This is a genomic window from Sulfitobacter delicatus (assembly GCF_900102535.1).
Taxonomy (GTDB): domain Bacteria; phylum Pseudomonadota; class Alphaproteobacteria; order Rhodobacterales; family Rhodobacteraceae; genus Sulfitobacter; species Sulfitobacter delicatus.
In genome coordinates this window covers 502006-520843 of record NZ_FNBP01000002.1, presented here as the reverse complement: position 1 = coordinate 520843, position 18838 = coordinate 502006, and the positions used below count along the sequence as shown (strand labels likewise).

Sequence of the window (18838 nt, the reverse complement as noted above, 5' to 3'; positions counted from 1 at the left end):
TCTTTCGCTAGGGGCTCAGGCTGCTTTGGCCTGATCGCCCTTGAGGTCGTGAATGGAACCGGCCAGCTTGGCAATTTCGCGGCGCAGCGGGCTTTTCGGGGAAGAGTTCGCCAGCGGCAGGCCATGGTCATTGGCCTGGGTCACCGGTTTGCCACCATCGGGCAGTTGCACGTCGATGGAGATGCTCAGCGATTCTGCCATGCGCTTGACGCGGGCCTTGGCGCTCAGGTCCGTAAACTTCGGCGCGCGGTTCATAACATAGCGCAGCTTTTCGACCGGCAGCTCTTCGGATTGCAGGGCGCGCTTAAAGCGCAAAGCGTTCTGGGCCGAACGCATGTCGAGCTCCAGCATTGCGAAATAGACATGGGCGTTCGTCAGCACGGTTTCGGACCATTGCACCAGCGTCGAGGGCATATCGACGATGACATAGTCGAACTGGTTGCGCGCCATGTCGAGAATGCGGTCGACATCTTCGTTGGTGATAAGGTCAAGCGGCAGCATTTCCGACGGCGCACTCAGCACCTGCAACTTCCCGTCAAAGGTCTGTAGCGCTTGGCCAAAGATCTCTTCGTCCATCGATTCGGTGTCCGACAGCATCTCATAAACCGCTTCGCGGCGTTGCAGGTCGAGGTAGGTGGCGACCGAGCCATACTGCAGATCAAGGTCCAGCAAGCAGACCGATGGCGGGTTCTTCTTGTCAGCCGTGGCCAGTTCCCATGCCAGGTTCACCGCCAGCGTCGTGGCGCCCGTGCCGCCTGCGAGCCCATGTACCACAATCAGCGCGCCATCTTTACGTGCACCGGCCTTCAGCTGCGGCCCGCTCGCTTCCACCGCCGGTTCCGGCGCGGCGTCGGTGCCGCTGCTGCGGACACGTGCGATGGCCTGGGCCAGCTCGCCTTCGGGCAGAGGGTAGGGGACAAACTCATCCGCGCCCTGTCGCAAAAGCGAATGCAGAGCGGCGGGGGTGACATCCTCGGCAATAAGGATGACAGATATATTTCGGGCCTTGGCCTGACTGATGATTTCACCCATCAGGACGAGGTTCTCTTCGTCGGTTTCATCCATCGCCAGCGCGACGAACTCCATCGCCTCGGCTTCGGGTTGCCCAAAGAAGGCCAGTGCTTCGGCAAAGCCCAGATCCCCCCAGCTTTCGCCAAGGGTTGATTCCATGTCCTCGATCAAGAGATCGAAGTTTTGTACATCACGGCTAATGGTACAGGCGACAATCGGCGCTGCTTCGGGCTGGGGCATACTGCTGCTCATGACCTTTTGTCCTTTACGTCAATGGTTTAACCAGGTCGGAGCGACTTTCTGTCGTCTGTTCCATCTCTGGCCTTACCCGTGCCGGGTGCGTTGACCGGGCACAATTGTCCTACTCATGCGAATATCACAGCCAACTGGGGCGAGATTGGGGCTAAAAAGCTTCGATTGTTGGGTATCTTGAAACGATCCCCGCTCAGGGACGCCATTGGACATAACGCAAAAGACCCCCGCAGCCGGTGGGCGCGGGGGTCTTTGAAACGTTAATTGCCGTGGGGCGGTTTATTCTCCGCCGGCGGTCGCGGTCGTCATTGAGCTGATCTGCGAGGGCGGCACGGCGCTGGCGATATATTCGCGGTAGATGACCTGCGCATATTTTCCGTCGAGCAGTTGGCCCTGACCCTTTGCGAAGCCACTGACCTCGGTCACCGTGCGCCGGTTACGACGCTCGCGGCCCTGCGTCACGATCAACGGTTGTGTTTCGCCAAAGGAAACAACGGCTTCTAAGCGGCTGCGGCTGATGCCTAACGTGCTAAGGTAGGACACAACCGCCTGCGCACGACGAAGACCAAGCGCGCGGTTATAGGCGTCCGAGCCGACCAGATCAGTGTGGCCGTAGACGCGGAAGCGCATTTCGGGGAACTGACGGATCCAATTTGCCTGCTGCTGCAGAATGGCCTGCGCGTTGGCATCCAATTGCGCGGAGTTGAAGGCAAAGGTCACAGTCGAGCGGACTTCGGTGGCGAAACGATTGGCCATCTCAAAGGTGACCTTCTTTTCGCCCGTCATGACCTGCCGGTTGTGCAGCGTGGCATTGCCAAACTGGCCGGTGTCCACGATGGAGCCCGCTTCGCGGTAGAACTGTGTATAGACCGGATCGTTGCTCGGCGCGCAGGCGGTAATTCCGGCCAATGCGGTCAGACCAGCGATCATTTTGAGCGGTTTGGCTGTCATACGTGTCATCGGATCAATCCAGTACATAGCCGTAGGAGCCTTGGAAGTCCTGCTTGGCGACTTCGCCCGCCGCACCTTTGCGCGGGGTGCGGGCGTCGTTGGCAGTGCGACCATGCAAGAAAAGGTCTTTTTCGCTCGGCGGTTTGATGCGGTCCGTCGGCAAGACCAGAGCCTCGCCCCGCGTGGGGCTGACCAGATGGGCGGTGACGATGATAACCAGTTCCGTCTGGCTGCGCTGATAGTCCGCAGAGCGGAACAGTGCGCCCAACACGGGCACATCGCCGATCCAAGGCAGTTGCCGCGAATTGTCGGTGAAGTCGTCCGTCAGCAAGCCTGCGATGGCAAAGCTTTCCCCATCGCGCATCTCAACAGTCGTCGAAGTTTCGCGGCGGGTAAAGGCTGAGATTTCCACCCCGTTGCCAAGGGCAATGCTATTGGTGGGGTCGATCGCCGACACAGCGGCGTTCATCTCAAGATTGATCAGGTCCTTGTCCACGACGCGCGGCACAAAGGCCAGCTCGACGCCGAAGGGTTTGAACTCAATCGAAATACGGTCACCCGATTGGGCGACAGGGACGGGGTATTCGCCACCGGCGAGGAATTTGGCCTCTTGTCCAGAAAGCGCCACGAGGTTCGGCTCTGCTAAGAAGCGGACAACGCCCTTTTCCTCTAGCGCTTCCAGCAAGATGCCCACCTGCGTTGAGCCTGCGTTAAAGCCGAAAAGCACCGCGCCCGCGTTCTGGTTAACCGAAGGGATCGAGCCGCCCAGCGAGTTGGTAACGCCGCCCGACGTATTCGTCGTACCGGTGCCGCCATTGATGCCGGTGCCGCCGATGGCCCCGTTCAGCGCCAGAGAGGAACCAAGGGATTTGGACACGTTGCGCTGCATCTCGGCAAAGCGCACTTTCATCATCACCTGCTGAATGCCACCTACGCTCATCAGATTGCTGACCCGCTCGGGCGCGTAGCGTTCTGCGAGGTCCAGCGCACGTTGCAGCCGCTGGGTAGAGGAGACGACGCCGGACAGCACAATACCGTCATTGGCAGTACGTACTTCGATCCGCTCACCGGGGAGGATCTGGCGCAGGCGTTCTTTGAACTCCGACACATCCGCCGCAACGCGCACATCGACGTTGGTGATCAGCTGGCCCGCGGCATCAAGCAGCGTCAGCGTGGTCAGACCGGGCGACTTGCCCAAGACATAGATCGTACGGTCCGACAGGGAGGAGATATCGGCAATGCCGGGGTTGGCAATGCTGAGTTCCGCGAAGGGAATGTCACTTTCGACCACCACCGCGCGGTTCATGGGGACGTCCAATGTGGAAGCCGTGCCGCGTTTGACCACCCGTAACGTGTCGGCGAGGGCCGTATTGGGCAGGCTCATGGCCAATGGCATGGCGCCCAGCGTCAGCCCCAATAGGGCTGCTTTCAGAAATCTATCGATTTTCATGTGACCTGCCTTTTTGATCACGCCTCGGAATGGGTCTTTGCGCCCTTCGTTTGAGCTACTCTGCGGCAATTCCAATTTTATTGCAAGAATCAAGCGCTTCGCCACCATTCCGCATGTGGGTAATCGGCAACATAGGGGAAAAATGCAAAACGCCGCAGAGGGCTGCGGCGCTTTCTAATGTTCTGAGTAACCGGTTGAAAACCTGTTAGTTTGTGCAGGGGATCGGGATCTCTACCACCTCGGCGCCACGGCGGGTGCGGATGGTGCAGACCTTTTCCTGCGCGACTTCGGCAATGGTCTCTTGTGCCTTGATGCCCAGCAGGGAGCGCTGGTCGACCTCGATGGCTTCGGCCACGGTGTCGTCATTCACGCCAACTAGGGACAGCGACAGTTTACCGGTCGACTGCGCCTGCGCCAAAGCAGCCACCTGCTGCGGGTTCACCGCCACGGTCACGGTTTTGGCGATCGAGGCTTCCTCCATTACCAGCGCATCAGCGCTTTGGTCGATGGCGATAAGCGGTACGGCGGACTCGATGAGCTTAGTGACATCACCATTGCTCGACTGGCTGCCCAGGTTGATCCGGCCTGTCCAGTAAACGTCAACTTTGTCACCGGGGCGCAGGAAGCCCGAAACACCCGAAGAGACATCAACTTTGATGGTAAAGGCGCGCATGCCTTTCGCGAGACGCGAGGTCAGTCCCGAATCTTCGCCGGGCTCCGTGACTTTAACGGCCATGATGGCCTCGTCTTTCTCAATATTCCGCAAGACGACACGCTGTTCTCGGACGTTCTCGGGGAAGAGGTCGCTCTCGGCGAGGAAGCTGCCTTCGGGAATTGCGTTCTCAGGCCATTTTACCTCGCGCACGTCTTCGCGGGTGAGCGGCTGACCGTATTTCAACGGCTTGTCGGCTACCCAGACTGTCTTTGTTGGAACGACTTTAGCCAGCGCAGCCTGCGCTTGGGCATGGGCTGCCTGATATTGTGCAATCTGGTCTTTTGCCAGATATACGGCCCCGCCGGCAAGTGCGATACCTACCAAAAGGACCAGTCCGAATACGGCTCGCATATTGTTACCTCATAACTCGGGGCGGGCGATCCCGCCGGTGTATCCGCAGCATGATAGCTGCGGAATGTGGCGATACTTGGTCGGCATCAGGGCGAAAGCGGGAGAAGGCTGGCAGCAAGAGTAGCTCGTCCAGCTTCAGGTGAATTAGCCGCTGCCGTATTTGGCGATCAAACTGGCACCTAGCTCGTCCAACATACCCACGGCTGAACCATGGATCGTACCCAAAATTAGGAGCCCCAAACTGACAACTGCTGCAGCGATGACGACCCAGTCAACTGTGACAGCACCGTTTTCAGCGTAGATAAAATGAGTGATAGACTTACGCATATGGGTCTCCGTGCGGTGAGCGTATCACCGAAAAAATGCAAAGGGGGCCACGCCCCGGCACAGGAAGTGGCCCCTGCATCTGCCAGGCACAAAGTGGCCCCCTCAGATCGATGGTTCGACGGATTACTGGGCGTCGAGCTGGCTGTCCATGTCACCGGTGATCTGTGTTGTCAGGTTGGTCGCGCTGGTTTCGATGGATGTGAAAGCAGCAACGGCAAGGCCGACAATCGCAGCGGTCAGAACGACCCAGTCAACTGTCACGGCACCGTCTTCGTCTTTGCGGAAGTTTTTGATAAAGTTCATCATGGCATGTCCCTCCAAGGATCATTTGATTTAAGTTCTCAACCTCGCCGTCTTGTCAGGCCCGTTCTCTCACATTGGGCTGTCCGACTTGGTATGGTCCTATATAGCCTCGGGAATGGGGCGCGAATTTGGCGGCAAATGTGACTTTTACCCTCTCGCAACATATTTTTGCGTAGCCAGTGCTAAGCTGTTGTAAACACGTGTATTAGGAGCGGCTTAACAGTTTGAATGCCCCTTTAGACCGTGGTTTTCGGGCAAATTGGGGCGAAATTGCCATGATCTGCCGCCCGATTTGCTGGCCCGATTCCCTGATTCATGGAATATTGCGCAGGTAAGACGCATAAGACGTTGAAGTGAGCAGGCAGATGTATCGTATCTTAGCAGTTATGGCGTTGGGCGCGTTTTGCGGCCTTACTACCGGGAGCGCGGCTTGGGCCGACGGTCCCAAACCTTTTCCCGAGTTTTCTGCAAAACGGATTGCTCCGCCCAAAAGGGGTGCCAAACGCATTACCGTGCAGATTGACCCCGCAGCCCGCGCTGCGGCTGCCGCTGAAGTTGATACTGGCCCCGCGGTGGCTGCCACACCGTCGGGTGCTATTGCACCGCTCAAGCCGGGGCAGTTTGACTGGTTCTGGGATAAGATCTCGCCCGCGGCTGACCGCGCCGGAGCGGGGCGCTTGGGGCCAGCTTTGGCGACACTGGCAGGTGCCGGGCCAAAGATGCCCGCACCGCGCTTGCAGCAGATGCAGGATCTCGCGCGGCAGAATGGGATCGACATCCTGCGCGCCACTGTCGGGACGCGCGTCTCTCCGGCGCTGGTTCTGGCGGTCATTGCCGTCGAATCTTCCGGCCGGACCGAGGCGGTCAGCCGGGCTGGGGCGCAGGGGTTAATGCAACTTATGCCCGATACGGCGGCGCGATTTGGCGTCAGTGACAGTATGATAGCCGGCGAGAACATCAGCGGCGGGGTAAAATACCTGGACTGGCTGATGGGGGAGTTCGACCGCGACCCGATTTTGGTGCTGGCGGGCTATAACGCGGGGGAGGGCTCGGTACGCAAACATGCGGGGGTGCCGCCGTTCGCCGAGACGCGGGATTATGTACCCAAGGTGCTGGCCGCTTTTCAGGTGGCGAAGGGGCTCTGCATGACGCCGCCCGAATTGCTGAGTGACGGCTGCGTTTTTGCGGCGATGAACTGACGGGGGCGCTTGTGGTGCGCCGCCGGGGGATTTCCTCCCCCGGACCCCCTCCAAGTATTTCTGGCCAAAAAGAGGGGGGCGGGGGAGGTTACGCTTAGACGATAGTGGCGTCGGTGGCGGCGCGCAGCTCGTCTTCGGTGACGCCATCGGCGCATTCGACGATTTTCAGGCCACCTTCGACCACATCCAGCACGCCAAGGTTGGTGATGATCCGGTCGACCACGCCTTTACCGGTCAGCGGCAGGGTGCATTCCTTAAGCAGCTTCGATTCACCGGCCTTGTTCTGGTGATCCATGACGACGATCACTTTTCGCACGCCAGCGACGAGGTCCATCGCGCCGCCCATGCCTTTGACCAGCTTGCCGGGAATCATCCAGTTCGCCAGATCGCCATTCTCGGCCACTTCCATGGCACCGAGGATCGCCGCGGCAATCTTGCCACCGCGGATCATGCCAAAGGACATGGCGCTGTCAAAGTATGCGGTGCGGCTCAGCTCGGTGATGGTCTGCTTGCCGGCGTTGATCAGGTCGGGGTCTTCTTCGCCCTCAAAGGGGAAGGGGCCCATGCCCAGCATGCCGTTTTCAGACTGCAGGGTAATGTCCTTGTCGCCCACATAGTTCGCCACCAACGTCGGGATGCCGATGCCGAGGTTCACATACATGCCGTCTTCGAGTTCTTCCGCTGCGCGGGCGGCCATTTGATCTCTATCCCAAGGCATTATGCTTCCTCCCGCTTGCGTGTGGTGACTTTTTCGATGCGTTTCTCGTGCTCGCCTTGGATGATGCGATGCACGTAGATGCCCGGCAGGTGGATGTGGTCGGGGTCGAGGCTGCCGCGGGGGACGATTTCTTCGACCTCAACGATGCAGACCTTGCCGCACATGGCCGCGGGCGGGTTGAAGTTGCGCGCGGTCTTGCGGAAGACGAGGTTGCCGGTGTCGTCGGCTTTCCACGCCTTCACGATCGACAGATCGGCGAAGATGCCTTCTTCGAGGATGTAATCCTCACCGTTGAACTGCTTGACCTCTTTGCCCTCGGCGATCTGGGTGCCGACGCCGGTCTTGGTGTAGAACCCGGGGATGCCCGCGCCGCCGGCGCGCATGCGCTCGGCCAATGTGCCTTGGGGGTTGAACTCTAGCTCCAGCTCGCCGCTCAGATACTGGCGCATGAACTCGGCGTTTTCGCCCACATAGGAGGAGATCATCTTTTTGACCTGCCGCGTTTGCAGCAGAATGCCGATGCCGAAATCATCGACGCCCGCATTGTTAGAAGCGAATGTGAGGTCTTTGGCCCCGTTTTCCTTGATCGCCTGCAAGAGCAATTCAGGAATGCCGCACAGGCCAAAGCCCCCTGCGGCGATCAACATGCCGTCCGACAATACGCCTTCCAGCGCTTCGGCGGCGGATCCATAGATTTTGTTCACGGCGACCTCCCCTTGGTTTCGTCGCGCCATATGTGACGCTGCGCTGCCGCAGTGTCAATTACGTGGAGCTACGCAAGGGAGGCCGCCGTGAGCGGGGTCAGATAATGCGGACTTGGGTGCCGACAGGGCACATGCCGAAAAGCTCTTCGATCTTTTCGTTATAAAGCCCGATGCAGCCGTCCGAGGACCGGCGACCGATCTTGCGCGTGTCATGGGTGCCGTGGATGATATAGGCGGGCCAGCTCAGATACATCGCATGGGTGCCCAGCGGGTTGTCGGGGCCGGGCGGCATGTATTTGTAATGCGGGAAACGCTCCATCATCGACGCAGTGGGGGTCCAATCTGGACCGACCTTCTTGCGCACGATCTTGGTATAGCCGCGCTTGGTCAATTCTTCGGTGGCGGGCACAGAGGTCGGATAGACTTTGTAGGTCTGGCCATCTGCGCTCCAATAATGCAACGCGCGGCTCACGGTGTCGGCCACGATCGCGCCTTTGCCAAGGCTGTCGAAGTGGTCTTGCCAACGCTGGGTCGCAAAGCTCGATGTATTGCGCTGCACAGCGGGTTCATTGGAGAACTCGCGTGCGGCTTGCCCCACTTCCTGAGCGCTCAGGATGGACGGGGTCATCAGTGCCGCGCCGCTGGTCACGAGCACGCGACGCCGGGTGAATTTCATGCCTGACATTTTTGCTGCCTTTCCTATTGGTCTTGCCGGATGGTTGATCGAAGAACCAAAGGGGAAATGCAAATCACATATTCATGATATGCGATGCGATGTCGCAGGGCAGGCGGAACCGCGCCGAAGGGCGCGGCTCGGTCGCTGCAGATCGGCTCAGGCGTCGTCGGCCTTGGCCTCGGCTTTCTTCGCCGCCGGCTTTTTGGCGGTAGTCTTTTTGGCCGGCGCTTTCTTCGCAGCAGGCTTCTTGGTCGCCGCCTTTTTCGCTGCCGGTTTTTTGGCAGGGGCTTTCTTTTTGGTCGCGGCCTTGCGCTTGGCCGGGGATTTGGCGAGCTTTTCTTCGATCAACTCCACCGCACGCTCCATGGTCAGGTCCGCCGGTTCGATCTCTTTCGGGATCGTCGCGTTGACCTTTTCCCACTTCACATAAGGTCCGTATTTGCCTTCCATGACATTGACCGCACCGCCCATATCGGGGTGCTCGCCCATCTCGCGAATTGGCTTGGCGGCCTTGCCGCGCCCGCCACGGCTGGCGACTTTCTCGGCCAGCAGCTGCACGGCGCGGTTCATGCCAACGGTCCAAACCTCGTCGATACCCTCAAGATTGGCATTGGTGCCGCCCCGGTCCGATGTGCTCTCGGCATGTTTGATGTAAGGCCCGTAGCGGCCGATGTTGGCCCAGACCATCACGCCGTCCTCAGGGTGGGGGCCAATCTCACGCGGGAGAGACAGGAGCATGACACCCTGTTCCAGCGTCAGTTCTTCGGGCACCCAATCCTTGGGGATCGACTGGCGCGGAGGCTTTTTGTTCTCTTCCGTCACCGGGCCGCGCTGCACATAGGGACCAAAGCGGCCCTTGAAGATGCGGATCTCTTCGCCCTGATCTTCGCCCAGCAGTTTCCCGTCAGGGGGAATGGCGGAGGCTTCGGCTTCGGGGTCCGGCGGGCCAAAGGGGCGGGTGTAGCGGCATTCGGGGTAGTTCGAGCAGCCGATGAAAGCCCCGCCAGAACGCGCAGTGCGCATGGACAGGCGGCCAATCTCGCAGTTCGGGCAAAGCCGCGGATCGCTGCCGTCTTCGGTGGGCGGGAAGAGATGTGGCTCCAGCACCTCGTTAATCTTTTCCAGCACCTCGGTGATCCGCAGCTCCGAGGTCTCGGCAATCGCCGCCGAGAAATCGCGCCAGAAGCGGCGCAGCACTTCTTTATAGGCGGCATCGCCAGCGCTGACCTTATCAAGCTGGTCTTCCAGATCGGCGGTGAAGTCATAGCCGATGTATTTGCGGAAGTAGTTTTCGAGGAAGGCCGTCACCAGCCGCCCCTTGTCTTCGGGGATCAGGCGGTTGCCGTCCTTGCGGACATATTCGCGGTCCTGAATCGTGGTGACGATGCTGGCATAGGTCGAGGGGCGGCCGATGCCCAATTCTTCCATGCGTTTGACCAGCGTCGCTTCGGTATAGCGCGGCGGCGGCTGGGTGAAGTGTTGCTCGGGCGTGACGCTGCGTTTGTCCATCGCGTCGCCTTGGGAAATCTGCGGCAGACGCTTGTCGTCTTCGTCGACCACATCATCGCGGCCTTCTTCATAGACGCGTAGGAACCCGTCAAAGAGCACAACCTGACCGTTGGCGCGCAGGCCGACTTGACCGTCATCGCTGCCGACCTCCACCGTGGTGCGCTCAAGCCGGGCGCTTTCCATTTGGCAGGCGAGGGTGCGCTTCCAGATCAGATCATAGAGTTTGGCCTGATCGGCGTCGAGTTTCAGCGCTTTGGCGTCCTTGGTCATGTCCGTCGGGCGGATACATTCGTGGGCCTCTTGGGCGTTTTTGGCTTTGTTTTTATAGATCCGCGGCTCTTTGGGCACGTAGTCCGCGCCAAACCGATCCTTGATCGCGTCGCGCGCCATGGTCACGGCTTCGGGGGCCATGTCGATGCCGTCGGTCCGCATGTAAGTGATGTGACCGGCTTCATAAAGACGCTGGGCGGTCGACATGGTCTGGCGCGCGCCCATGGAGAATTTGCGGCTCGCCTCTTGCTGCAGGGTCGAGGTCATGAAGGGGGCCGAGGGGTTGCGGCTGGCCGGTTTCGCCTCGACGTTCATGACTTTCAGCGCACGGCTGGTGATCGCCTGCACGGCCATTTCGGCCTGTGTCGCTTCGGCGAGATCAAAGCGGTCCAGCTTCTTGCCCGCAAGCGAAACGAGACGCGCTTCGAACTCCTGACCACGGGGCGTGGCGAGCAGCGCTTTGACAGACCAGTATTCGCGGGCGCGGAAGGCTTCGATCTCCATCTCACGCTCAACGATCAAGCGCAGGGTGACCGATTGCACCCGGCCCGCGGATTTTGCGCCGGGCAGTTTACGCCAGAGCACCGGCGACAGGTTGAACCCCACCAGATAGTCCAGCGCGCGGCGGGCGAGATAGGCTTCCACCAGCGGCATGTCGACTTGGCGCGGGTTCTCCATCGCCTCGGTCACGGCCTTTTTGGTGATCTGGTTAAAGACCACGCGGCTGACGGGCGTATCTTTCTTGATCGATTTGCGCTTGGTCAGCGCCTCTTGCAGGTGCCAGCTGATCGCTTCGCCTTCGCGGTCGGGGTCAGTCGCGAGGATCAATGCGTTGTCTTTGGCCAGCGCATCGGCAATGGCTTTGACGTGTTTTTTGCTGTCGCTCGCCACTTCCCACTTCATGTCGAAATCGGAATCCGTATCGACCGAACCATCCTTCGGCGGCAGGTCCCGCACGTGGCCGTAGGAGGCGAGGACGGTGTAATCATCGCCCAGATATTTGTTGATCGTTTTGGCCTTGGCGGGGGATTCGACAACGACGACGGGCATAAATACAGGGACCTTGGATCAAAATTTGGGGCGGCTTTGCGCTGTCTCATGTGGGATGGCAGGGGTGTTTGTCAATGACGCTGCTGTGGCGGAGGGCTTTGCGTCAGTCGGATATGCGGCAGGTCATCGGGCAAATCGGGGTTCGCAGATGAGGCAAAGAAGCGCGACTTTGGGGCCAACGGCCAAAGCCAGTTCTCATGGCTGCGTCAGCACTATGGCGGCAAGCTGAACCCTGCAGTCGACATGCCGGTTGCGAGGCAAACCCTGGATTGGAGCGCTTCATCCGGTCCGGTTCAGCAACCCGCCGGGCTGTCGCTCGATCTCACCTTCCAACTCCAGATCGACAAGGACAGGCGCGACCTCGGTGCTGGGCACCTGCAAATCCCGGATCAATTGATCTTCTGCCACCGGGGCCGGGCCGAGGCGCGAGAGTATCTGTGCGTGGAGTTTCGCGACTTGGCGCAGGCTACGGCTTGGCTTCGGTGGGCGCGGCGGTGGTTCGAGCTTTCTATTCGGCTTGTCCGGAGAGCGCTCGAAAGCGTTCTTCTCCAAGTCAGGCAGCATCTCCAACACGTCTGCGGCTGAGCGCACCAGCACCGCACCGTCGCGTATAAGCATATTGCAGCCCGCCGCACGAGCGTCGAGCGGATGGCCCGGCACCGCCAGTACCTCGCGTCCCTGATCCAGTGCGTCACGCGCCGTGATGAGGCTCCCCGAGCGTGCTGCAGCCTCCACCACCAGCGTCGCGCGGCTGAGGCCGGAGATTATGCGATTGCGGCTCGGGAAATGCCGCGCCATCGGGCGCAGGCCCATCGGCTGTTCCGACAAGCGCAGTCCCCGCTCGGCGATTTGTTCGGCGAGGGCGGTGTTCTCGGTGGGGTATATCACGTCGACCCCGCCCGCTTGTACGGCGATAGTGCCCCCGCCGAGCGCGGCGTGATGGGCCGCTGCATCGATGCCCCGCGCCAGCCCAGAGACAACGACGAAGCCTGCCTCCGCGAGATCCTCAGCCAAACGCCGCGCCATGCGCAGCCCCAGTGAAGATGCGTTGCGCGCGCCCACGATCGAGATCATCGGGCGGGTCAGAAGGGACGGATCGCCAATCATCCACAGGAAAGGCGGCGCGTCGGTGAGATCGTTCAGCAGATCGGGGTAGGGCGGCTGGCCTTGCACCAGCAGGCGCGCCCCGGCGGTATGGGCGGCATTCAATTCGGCCTGAACCACGCCTTCAGGACAAATGCGGTAATCAGAAATGCCCGCGGCGCGCGCTACCTCAGGTAGCGCGGCCAGCGCGTTTTGCGCAGTGCCATGTTCGGTCAGCAAACGTTTATACGTCGAAGCGCCGACCCGGCGCGAGCGCAACAGACGAAGACGGGCAAACTGTTCATCTTCCTGGGTGGGTGGGAGTGGGGGGTGAGTGGAAGAAGGATGTAGGTCCTTGTCAGTCATCCCGAGGCTCCGTCCGTTGCAGAATCAGGTATAGGAGCGGTTGGTTAACAGGGAATGAATCTTTTCAGCCGGGGCGGCTCAGACCCACGAAAATATTCTGGCCAAGAACGCCGCGCCGTTTTCGCGCTGCCATGTCCCATGGGCCATCACGACTTTCTCTGCGGGCCACGACAGTATCTTGCGCTTCGCCGCACGCAGCGGGCTGCGGTTGAGAAAGGACCACCGCCATTCCAAGGGTGCATAGCCTTTGCCTTCCACAATCCCCCAAAACTTCGCCCCCCGGCGCTGCCATCCTTTCCAGTGACGCTTCAGGAAGTGATCCGAGAAATTCTCGGACAGGTCGGCAAGGATCACCGTGCGCGAGGGGGCGTGATAAAAGACGATCTCGTCCATAAAAATCGACCCACGCACCCGCACCATATCAAAAACGCCCTGCCAAACTGCGGGCGGTTCGCTGTCGAGCGCGGGTTCAAACGTCAGATCGCGCCGTTTGCGGAGGGTCGATTCCGGCCCCCAAAGTTGCGCTTGCGGCCATCTGGCCTTCCAATCCTGCAGGTAAAGATGGTGGGTCTTATTCGGGCTCACCAGATGCCGCGGGGTGCCGAGTTGGGCGACCGCGGCGGCCAGTTCCTCCGTGAGCGCCACGGGCGACCAGACCCAGAGCGCCCCATCCGGCAGGCGGACGATCACGCTGCGGGTGGGGTAGGGGAAGCCGTGGAAATCGATGATCTCGCCTTCAGCAAGCCAGATATCGGCGCCGATGGCTTCCAGCGTCATGCCGAGGCACCACCCACGGTCAGCCCGCCGATCATCAGCGTCGGCTGGCCCACACCCACTGGCACCCATTGACCCTGTTTGCCGCAATTGCCCATGCCGGGGTCGAGCGTCGGATCATTGCCGATGGCGCGGATCTGTTGCAGGGCGGTAGCCCCGTCGCCGATCAATGTCGCACCTTTGACCGGCGCGCCGACTTTGCCATTCTCGACCCGGTAGGCCTCGGTACAGGAGAACACGAACTTTCCATTGGTAATGTCGACCTGACCGCCACCGAACCCGACCGCATAGATACCGTCCTTGAGGTCCGCCACGATATCGCCGGGGGCCACATCACCGCCGAGCATATAGGTGTTGGTCATGCGCGGCATCGGGATATGCGCATAGGATTGGCGCCGACCGTTCCCGGTAGACGCGCCGCCCATCAGCCGCCCGTTCTGGCGGTCCTGCATATAGCCGACCAGCACGCCGTCTTCGATCAACACATTGCGCGCCGAAGGGGTGCCTTCGTCATCGACCGAGATCGAGCCGCGCCGGTCTGGGATGGTGCCGTCGTCCAGCACGGTGACACCGGGGGCGGCAATGCGCTGGCCCATCAGTCCGGCGAATGCGCTGGAGCCTTTGCGGTTAAAGTCACCTTCCAATCCATGGCCAATGGCTTCGTGCAACAGAATGCCGGGCCAGCCGGGGCCGAGCACCACGTCCATGACACCCGCAGGGGCAGGGACGGCCTCTAGGTTCACGCAAGCAATGCGCAGCGCTTCGCGGACCTTGGCCTGCCAGTCCTCGGGGGCCAGCATCCCATCAAGGCCGATGCGCCCGCCGCCGCCGACACCGCCGCTTTCGCGGCGTCCGCCTTGCTCCACAATGACCGAGACATTGACCCGCGTCATCGGCCGCACATCGCGCACCGAATGGCCTTCGGGGCGAAGGATTTCAACCTCCTGAATGCTGGCGGCGATGGTGGCGCTGACTTGGACAACACGAGAATCAAGGGCGCGGGCATAGGCGTCGATCTCGCGCAAGGTGTCGATTTTGACCGGGAAACTCTGGCCCGCGATGGGGTCTTCGTCCGTATAGAGCCGCGTGTTGCTGGCCTGTGGGGCATCGGCCCATGTGCCGCCGCCATCGCCCACCGCCAGACGCGCGGTCTCTGCGGCGCGGCGCAGTGAGGCTTCGCTCAACTCGGTCGAATGGGCATAGCCCGCAACCTCGCCCCGCACCGCCCGCAGGCCAAAGCCTTCGGCGGCATCATAGCTTGCGGTTTTGAGCCGCCCATCATCGAACACCAGCGCTTCCGAGCGGCGACGTTCAAGGAACAGTTCCCCATCGTCGGCCCCGGCCACGGCATCACGCAACACGCTCAGAGCGGTCTCGCGGTCCAAATCGGCCTCAAACGGGGTAAAAGTGGCACTGCTCATTGGGAATATCCTCACTTGCTGTCACAAAACTTATGTGCGCGTCCCTATGACGCAAGCATGTGACTTTATCTTGTACGCAGAATATGATTGTAAGCTCGCAGGATTACAACGGCACCGCGTCGCAGCCGCGCCTCGGGCGTCTTTTCGGCTTCACAAGGGTCACAAGATCAGGACGACATATGAAACATCTACTCCCTCTTTCCGGTCTCATGGCCAGCTTTGCGGCCCTGCCAGCACTGGCACAGGACAGCCTGCGCATCGACGGGCTTGATGTCATCGGCAGACCTGTTGACGGCGAAACCGGCTTCCAACCCGCCGTGACAGAAGTGGCGCGGGACATCCACAATCTTGATTATCTGATTCTCGTGATTATCACGCTGATCACCCTGTTTGTGACCGGTCTGATCATCTGGGTGATGATCCGTTACAGCAGAAAGCGGAACCCGACGCCGTCGTCGTTCACCCACCACACCCCGATCGAGATCGCCTGGACCATTGGTCCGATTCTCATCCTCGTGCTGATTGGCGCCTATTCGCTGCCGATCCTGTTCCGACAGCAGGAAATTCCTGAGGCCGACATCACGGTCAAGGCGACTGGTAACCAGTGGTATTGGTCCTATGAGTATGTCGACGAAGAGTTCGGCTTTGACAGCTACATGATCGGCGCACCGGCATCGTTGGGCGATGATGACGACGATGTCACCCCCTTCGTGCTGGATGACGCGATGATCGCCAAGCTGGAGCGTGAAGGCTACAGCCGCGAAGACTGGCTGCTGGCCACCGACACCTCCATCGTGCTGCCCGTGGGCAAGACCATCGTGTTCCAGGTGACTTCCAGCGACGTAATCCACTCCTGGACGATCCCAGCCTTCGGCGTAAAGCAGGATGGCGTTCCGGGCCGTCTGGCGGAACTGTGGTTCACCCCTGAGCAAGAGGGCGTCTATTACGGTCAGTGTTCCGAGCTTTGCGGTCAGGCCCACGCCTATATGCCGATCACTGTGAAAGTGGTTTCGGAAGAGGCCTATGCCGAATGGCTGGGCAACGCCAAAGCGGAATACGCGGGCATCGAGCAGCCGCTGACCGTCGCCTCCAAGTAAGTCCGTTCCGCGGGGCGCGCATTTGGCCCGCCCCGTGTTCCACCTGAAAGGTTCGGGATGACTGACATTACCAATACGCCGACAAGTGAGTACGACGCACAGCTGGGGGATTACTTTGCCCTGCTGAAACCGCGCGTCATGTCGCTGGTCGTTTTCACTGCACTGGTGGGGCTGCTGGCCGCACCTGTGGCCGTGAACCCCGTCGTTGGCTTTTCGGCCATCCTGTTCATCGCCATCGGCGGCGGTGCTTCGGGCGCGCTCAACATGTGGTGGGACGCCGACATCGACGCCGTAATGCGCCGCACCCGTGGCCGCCCGATCCCGTCGGGCCGTGTCCAGCCGGGCGAAGCGCTGACGCTTGGCGTGGCGCTGTCGGGCCTGTCGGTGATGATGCTGGGGCTGGCGACGAACTTGCTCGCTGCCGGGATGCTGCTCTTCACAATTCTATTCTACGCCGTTTTCTATACCATGTGGCTCAAGCGTCTAACGCCGCAGAACATCGTCATCGGCGGTGCCGCAGGGGCCTTCCCGCCGGTAATCGGTTGGGTTGCCGCGACAGGAAGCTTCTCGGTCGAAGCATGGCTGATGTTCGCGCTGATCTTCATGTGGACGCCGCCGCATTTCTGGGCGTTGGCCCTGTTCATGCGCTCGGACTATGACGATGCCAAAGTGCCGATGCTGACCGTGACCCACGGCCGCCCGGCAACACGTCTTCATATCTTGGTCTATACCGTTCTGCTGGCCGCGCTGGCGATTGGTACGGCCTTCACCGCGATCGGCGGCATCTTCTACTTCGCCGTGGCCTTGGTTCTGAACGCTGCCTTCCTGATTGGCGCATACCGCATCTGGAACCGCGACGAAGTCATGGCCGAGGGCGACGACTACGCCGAAGAGCGCAAGTTCTTCCGCCTGTCGCTGGCCTATCTTTTCTTGCATTTCGGCGCGATCTTGGGCGAAGCGGCCCTGCGCACCTTTGGTCTGGGGGGCTGGTAATGAGCTTTCGTCCTGAGCATGAACTGCACCAACGCCGCCGGGGCCGCAATGTCGGTGTCGGCCTGATGCTGGCAGCTTTTGTGGTGCTGATTATGGCGCTGACTTATGTCAAAATTACGCAAACCGACTTTGAGCTGCCGCCCAACCAACGTGAGGTGACACAGTAATGGCGCTTTCCGGTCCTCAGAAAACAGTGATGCAAACCGTCAGCGTTGTGGTGCTGATGGGCGGTCTGGCATGGGCCTCCGTGCCGTTTTACGACTGGTTCTGCCGGGTCACCGGCTTTGGCGGCACGCCGGGACAGGTCAGCGCATCTGACGGCGAAGTGCTGGACCAGACGGTCAAAGTGCGTTTCGACGGCTCACTGAACGACGGCATGCCGTGGGAGTTCAAGCCCGTGGTCCGCGAAATGGAAGTCCGCATCGGTGAGACTGCATTGGCCTTCTATGAAGCCTACAACCCCACCGACAAACCGGTGGCGGGGCAGGCGAGCTATAACGTGACGCCCTATACCGCCGGGGCCTTCTTTGAGAAGATCGACTGCTTCTGTTTTACCGAACAGGTGCTTGCACCGGGCGAACGGGTGCAGATGCCGGTAAGCTTCTTTGTTGATCCTGAAATGGTCAACGACCGCGATGGGAAGTTTGTACATACCATCACACTGTCTTATACATTCTACGAAATTGACCTGCCCGAAGGCTATGCCGCCCTCGATCAGGACAGCGCCACAACAACCAATTAACGACCTGATTGAACAAAGGTGAGGGACCCGAAACCATGGCCCATGCAAAGAACCACGACTACCATATTCTAGCCCCATCAAGCTGGCCGCTGCTGGGCTCGCTGGGCGGCTTTGCCATGCTGGGCGGCGCCGTGCTCTGGATGCATGGTGTGACGCCCTATGTCTTCCTCGGCGGCCTGGTGGCCACGCTTTACGTGATGTTCGCATGGTGGTCCGAAGTCGTGACCGAAAGCGAAGTGGGCGATCACACTGGCGTTGTCCGTATCGGCCTGCGCTATGGTTTCATCCTGTTCATCATGTCCGAAGTGATGTTCTTCGTCGCGTGGTTCTGGTCCTTCTTCAAGCAGGCGCTCTACCCGATGTATGAATACGCCGGGACAGAATACATGAAGCCCGAGATCCACGCGGTTGACGCTTTCCACCTGCCGCTGATCAACACGCTGGTGCTGCTGCTGTCGGGCTGTGCCGTGACATGGGCGCACCATGCGCTGGCGCATGAGAACAACCGCAAGGACTTGGTCACCGGTCTGGCCATCGCCGTTGTGTTGGGCGTGCTTTTCACCGCGCTTCAGGCCTACGAATACTACGAGTTGCTGGTCCATGATGACTGGACCTTCGGCGGCGACATGTATTTCTCGAGCTTCTTCATGGCGACAGGCTTCCACGGCTTCCACGTGGTGATCGGCACGATCTTCCTCTTCATCTGCCTGCTGCGCGCCATGCGTGGCCACTTCACCCCCGAACGCCACGTCGGCTTCGAGGCGGCGGCTTGGTACTGGCACTTCGTTGACGTGGTCTGGCTGTTCCTCTTCTTCGCCGTCTACATGTGGGGCACGCCCTGATTGACGGCCGGGGTTGCATCCGCGCCCTACACCA

Annotated in this window: 19 protein-coding genes; 6 read left to right on the top strand and 13 right to left on the bottom strand. The window is 60.4% G+C overall.

Annotation, left to right across the window (positions count from 1 at the left end; translation table 11 throughout):
- Positions 1–15: 15 nt before the first annotated feature.
- From BLS57_RS05760 to BLS57_RS05735, 6 genes are all read right to left on the bottom strand, one after another.
- Positions 16–1263, bottom strand: coding sequence for a CpaE/TadZ family protein (locus tag BLS57_RS05760; RefSeq protein ID WP_093740055.1), 1248 nt, complete (start codon positions 1261–1263; stop codon positions 16–18).
- Positions 1264–1542: 279 nt separating this feature from the next.
- Positions 1543–2214: an OmpA family protein gene (locus BLS57_RS05755; RefSeq protein ID WP_425274332.1), complete on the bottom strand. Its 672-nt coding sequence runs from the start codon at positions 2212–2214 to the stop codon at positions 1543–1545.
- A 13-nt stretch (positions 2215–2227) separates the two neighbouring features.
- Positions 2228–3664, bottom strand: a complete 1437-nt coding sequence (locus BLS57_RS05750) for a type II and III secretion system protein family protein (protein WP_093740051.1) — start codon at positions 3662–3664, stop codon at positions 2228–2230.
- A gap of 205 nt (positions 3665–3869) precedes the next feature.
- Positions 3870–4730 carry a Flp pilus assembly protein CpaB gene (cpaB, locus tag BLS57_RS05745; RefSeq protein WP_093740049.1) on the bottom strand — a complete coding sequence of 287 codons (861 nt, stop codon included), beginning with the start codon at positions 4728–4730 and terminating at the stop codon, positions 3870–3872.
- A 144-nt stretch (positions 4731–4874) separates the two neighbouring features.
- A complete protein-coding gene (locus tag BLS57_RS05740; RefSeq protein WP_093740047.1) occupies positions 4875–5057 on the bottom strand; it encodes a hypothetical protein in 183 nt (60 codons plus the stop codon).
- Positions 5058–5180: 123 nt separating this feature from the next.
- Complete coding sequence (locus tag BLS57_RS05735; protein WP_093740045.1) at positions 5181–5363, bottom strand: Flp family type IVb pilin; 183 nt, start codon at positions 5361–5363, stop codon at positions 5181–5183.
- 362 nt (positions 5364–5725) lie between these two features.
- Here BLS57_RS05735 and BLS57_RS05730 point away from each other — a divergent pair, with 362 nt between their 5' ends.
- Positions 5726–6559, top strand: a complete 834-nt coding sequence (locus BLS57_RS05730; protein ID WP_208597522.1) for a lytic transglycosylase domain-containing protein — start codon at positions 5726–5728, stop codon at positions 6557–6559.
- Between the two features lie 94 nt (positions 6560–6653).
- Here the strand turns inward: BLS57_RS05730 and BLS57_RS05725 are convergent, their stop codons facing one another.
- The 7 genes from BLS57_RS05725 to tldD all read right to left on the bottom strand — a co-directional run bounded on the left by BLS57_RS05725 (position 6654) and on the right by tldD (position 15130).
- Entirely contained in the window at positions 6654–7277 is a 624-nt protein-coding gene (locus tag BLS57_RS05725) for a CoA transferase subunit B (RefSeq protein ID WP_093740041.1), read from the bottom strand.
- Positions 7277–8011, bottom strand: coding sequence for a CoA transferase subunit A (locus tag BLS57_RS05720; RefSeq protein ID WP_425274330.1), 735 nt, complete (start codon positions 8009–8011; stop codon positions 7277–7279). Before BLS57_RS05720 ends, BLS57_RS05725 begins: the two co-directional genes overlap by 1 nt.
- A 67-nt stretch (positions 8012–8078) precedes the next feature.
- Positions 8079–8666: a L,D-transpeptidase gene (locus tag BLS57_RS05715; protein WP_093740039.1), complete on the bottom strand. Its 588-nt coding sequence runs from the start codon at positions 8664–8666 to the stop codon at positions 8079–8081.
- 147 nt (positions 8667–8813) lie between these two features.
- Positions 8814–11486, bottom strand: a complete 2673-nt coding sequence (topA, locus tag BLS57_RS05710) for a type I DNA topoisomerase (protein WP_093740037.1) — start codon at positions 11484–11486, stop codon at positions 8814–8816.
- A gap of 279 nt (positions 11487–11765) precedes the next feature.
- Positions 11766–12935, bottom strand: a complete 1170-nt coding sequence (dprA, locus tag BLS57_RS05705; RefSeq protein ID WP_093740035.1) for a DNA-processing protein DprA — start codon at positions 12933–12935, stop codon at positions 11766–11768.
- A gap of 78 nt (positions 12936–13013) precedes the next feature.
- Positions 13014–13712, bottom strand: a complete 699-nt coding sequence (locus BLS57_RS05700) for a DUF4336 domain-containing protein (protein ID WP_093740033.1) — start codon at positions 13710–13712, stop codon at positions 13014–13016.
- On the bottom strand, positions 13709–15130 hold the full coding sequence (tldD, locus tag BLS57_RS05695; RefSeq protein ID WP_093740031.1) for a metalloprotease TldD: 1422 nt from the start codon (positions 15128–15130) through the stop codon (positions 13709–13711). Before tldD ends, BLS57_RS05700 begins: the two co-directional genes overlap by 4 nt.
- Before the next feature lie 179 nt (positions 15131–15309).
- On the opposite strand from tldD, the gene coxB reads away from it, so the two are divergent.
- The 5 genes from coxB to BLS57_RS05670 are packed head-to-tail and all read left to right on the top strand — an operon-like array spanning position 15310 to position 18804.
- Positions 15310–16227, top strand: a complete 918-nt coding sequence (coxB, locus tag BLS57_RS05690) for a cytochrome c oxidase subunit II (protein WP_093740029.1) — start codon at positions 15310–15312, stop codon at positions 16225–16227.
- Between the two features lie 57 nt (positions 16228–16284).
- Entirely contained in the window at positions 16285–17220 is a 936-nt protein-coding gene (gene cyoE, locus BLS57_RS05685) for a heme o synthase (RefSeq protein WP_093740027.1), read from the top strand.
- Positions 17220–17387, top strand: a complete 168-nt coding sequence (locus BLS57_RS05680) for a cytochrome C oxidase assembly protein (RefSeq protein ID WP_093740025.1) — start codon at positions 17220–17222, stop codon at positions 17385–17387. The genes cyoE and BLS57_RS05680 overlap by 1 nt, the downstream gene beginning before the upstream one ends.
- Entirely contained in the window at positions 17387–17962 is a 576-nt protein-coding gene (locus BLS57_RS05675; protein WP_093740023.1) for a cytochrome c oxidase assembly protein, read from the top strand. The genes BLS57_RS05680 and BLS57_RS05675 overlap by 1 nt, the downstream gene beginning before the upstream one ends.
- Positions 17963–17997: 35 nt before the next feature.
- Positions 17998–18804 carry a cytochrome c oxidase subunit 3 gene (locus BLS57_RS05670; RefSeq protein WP_093740021.1) on the top strand — a complete coding sequence of 269 codons (807 nt, stop codon included), beginning with the start codon at positions 17998–18000 and terminating at the stop codon, positions 18802–18804.
- The last annotated feature ends 34 nt before the right edge of the window (positions 18805–18838 follow it).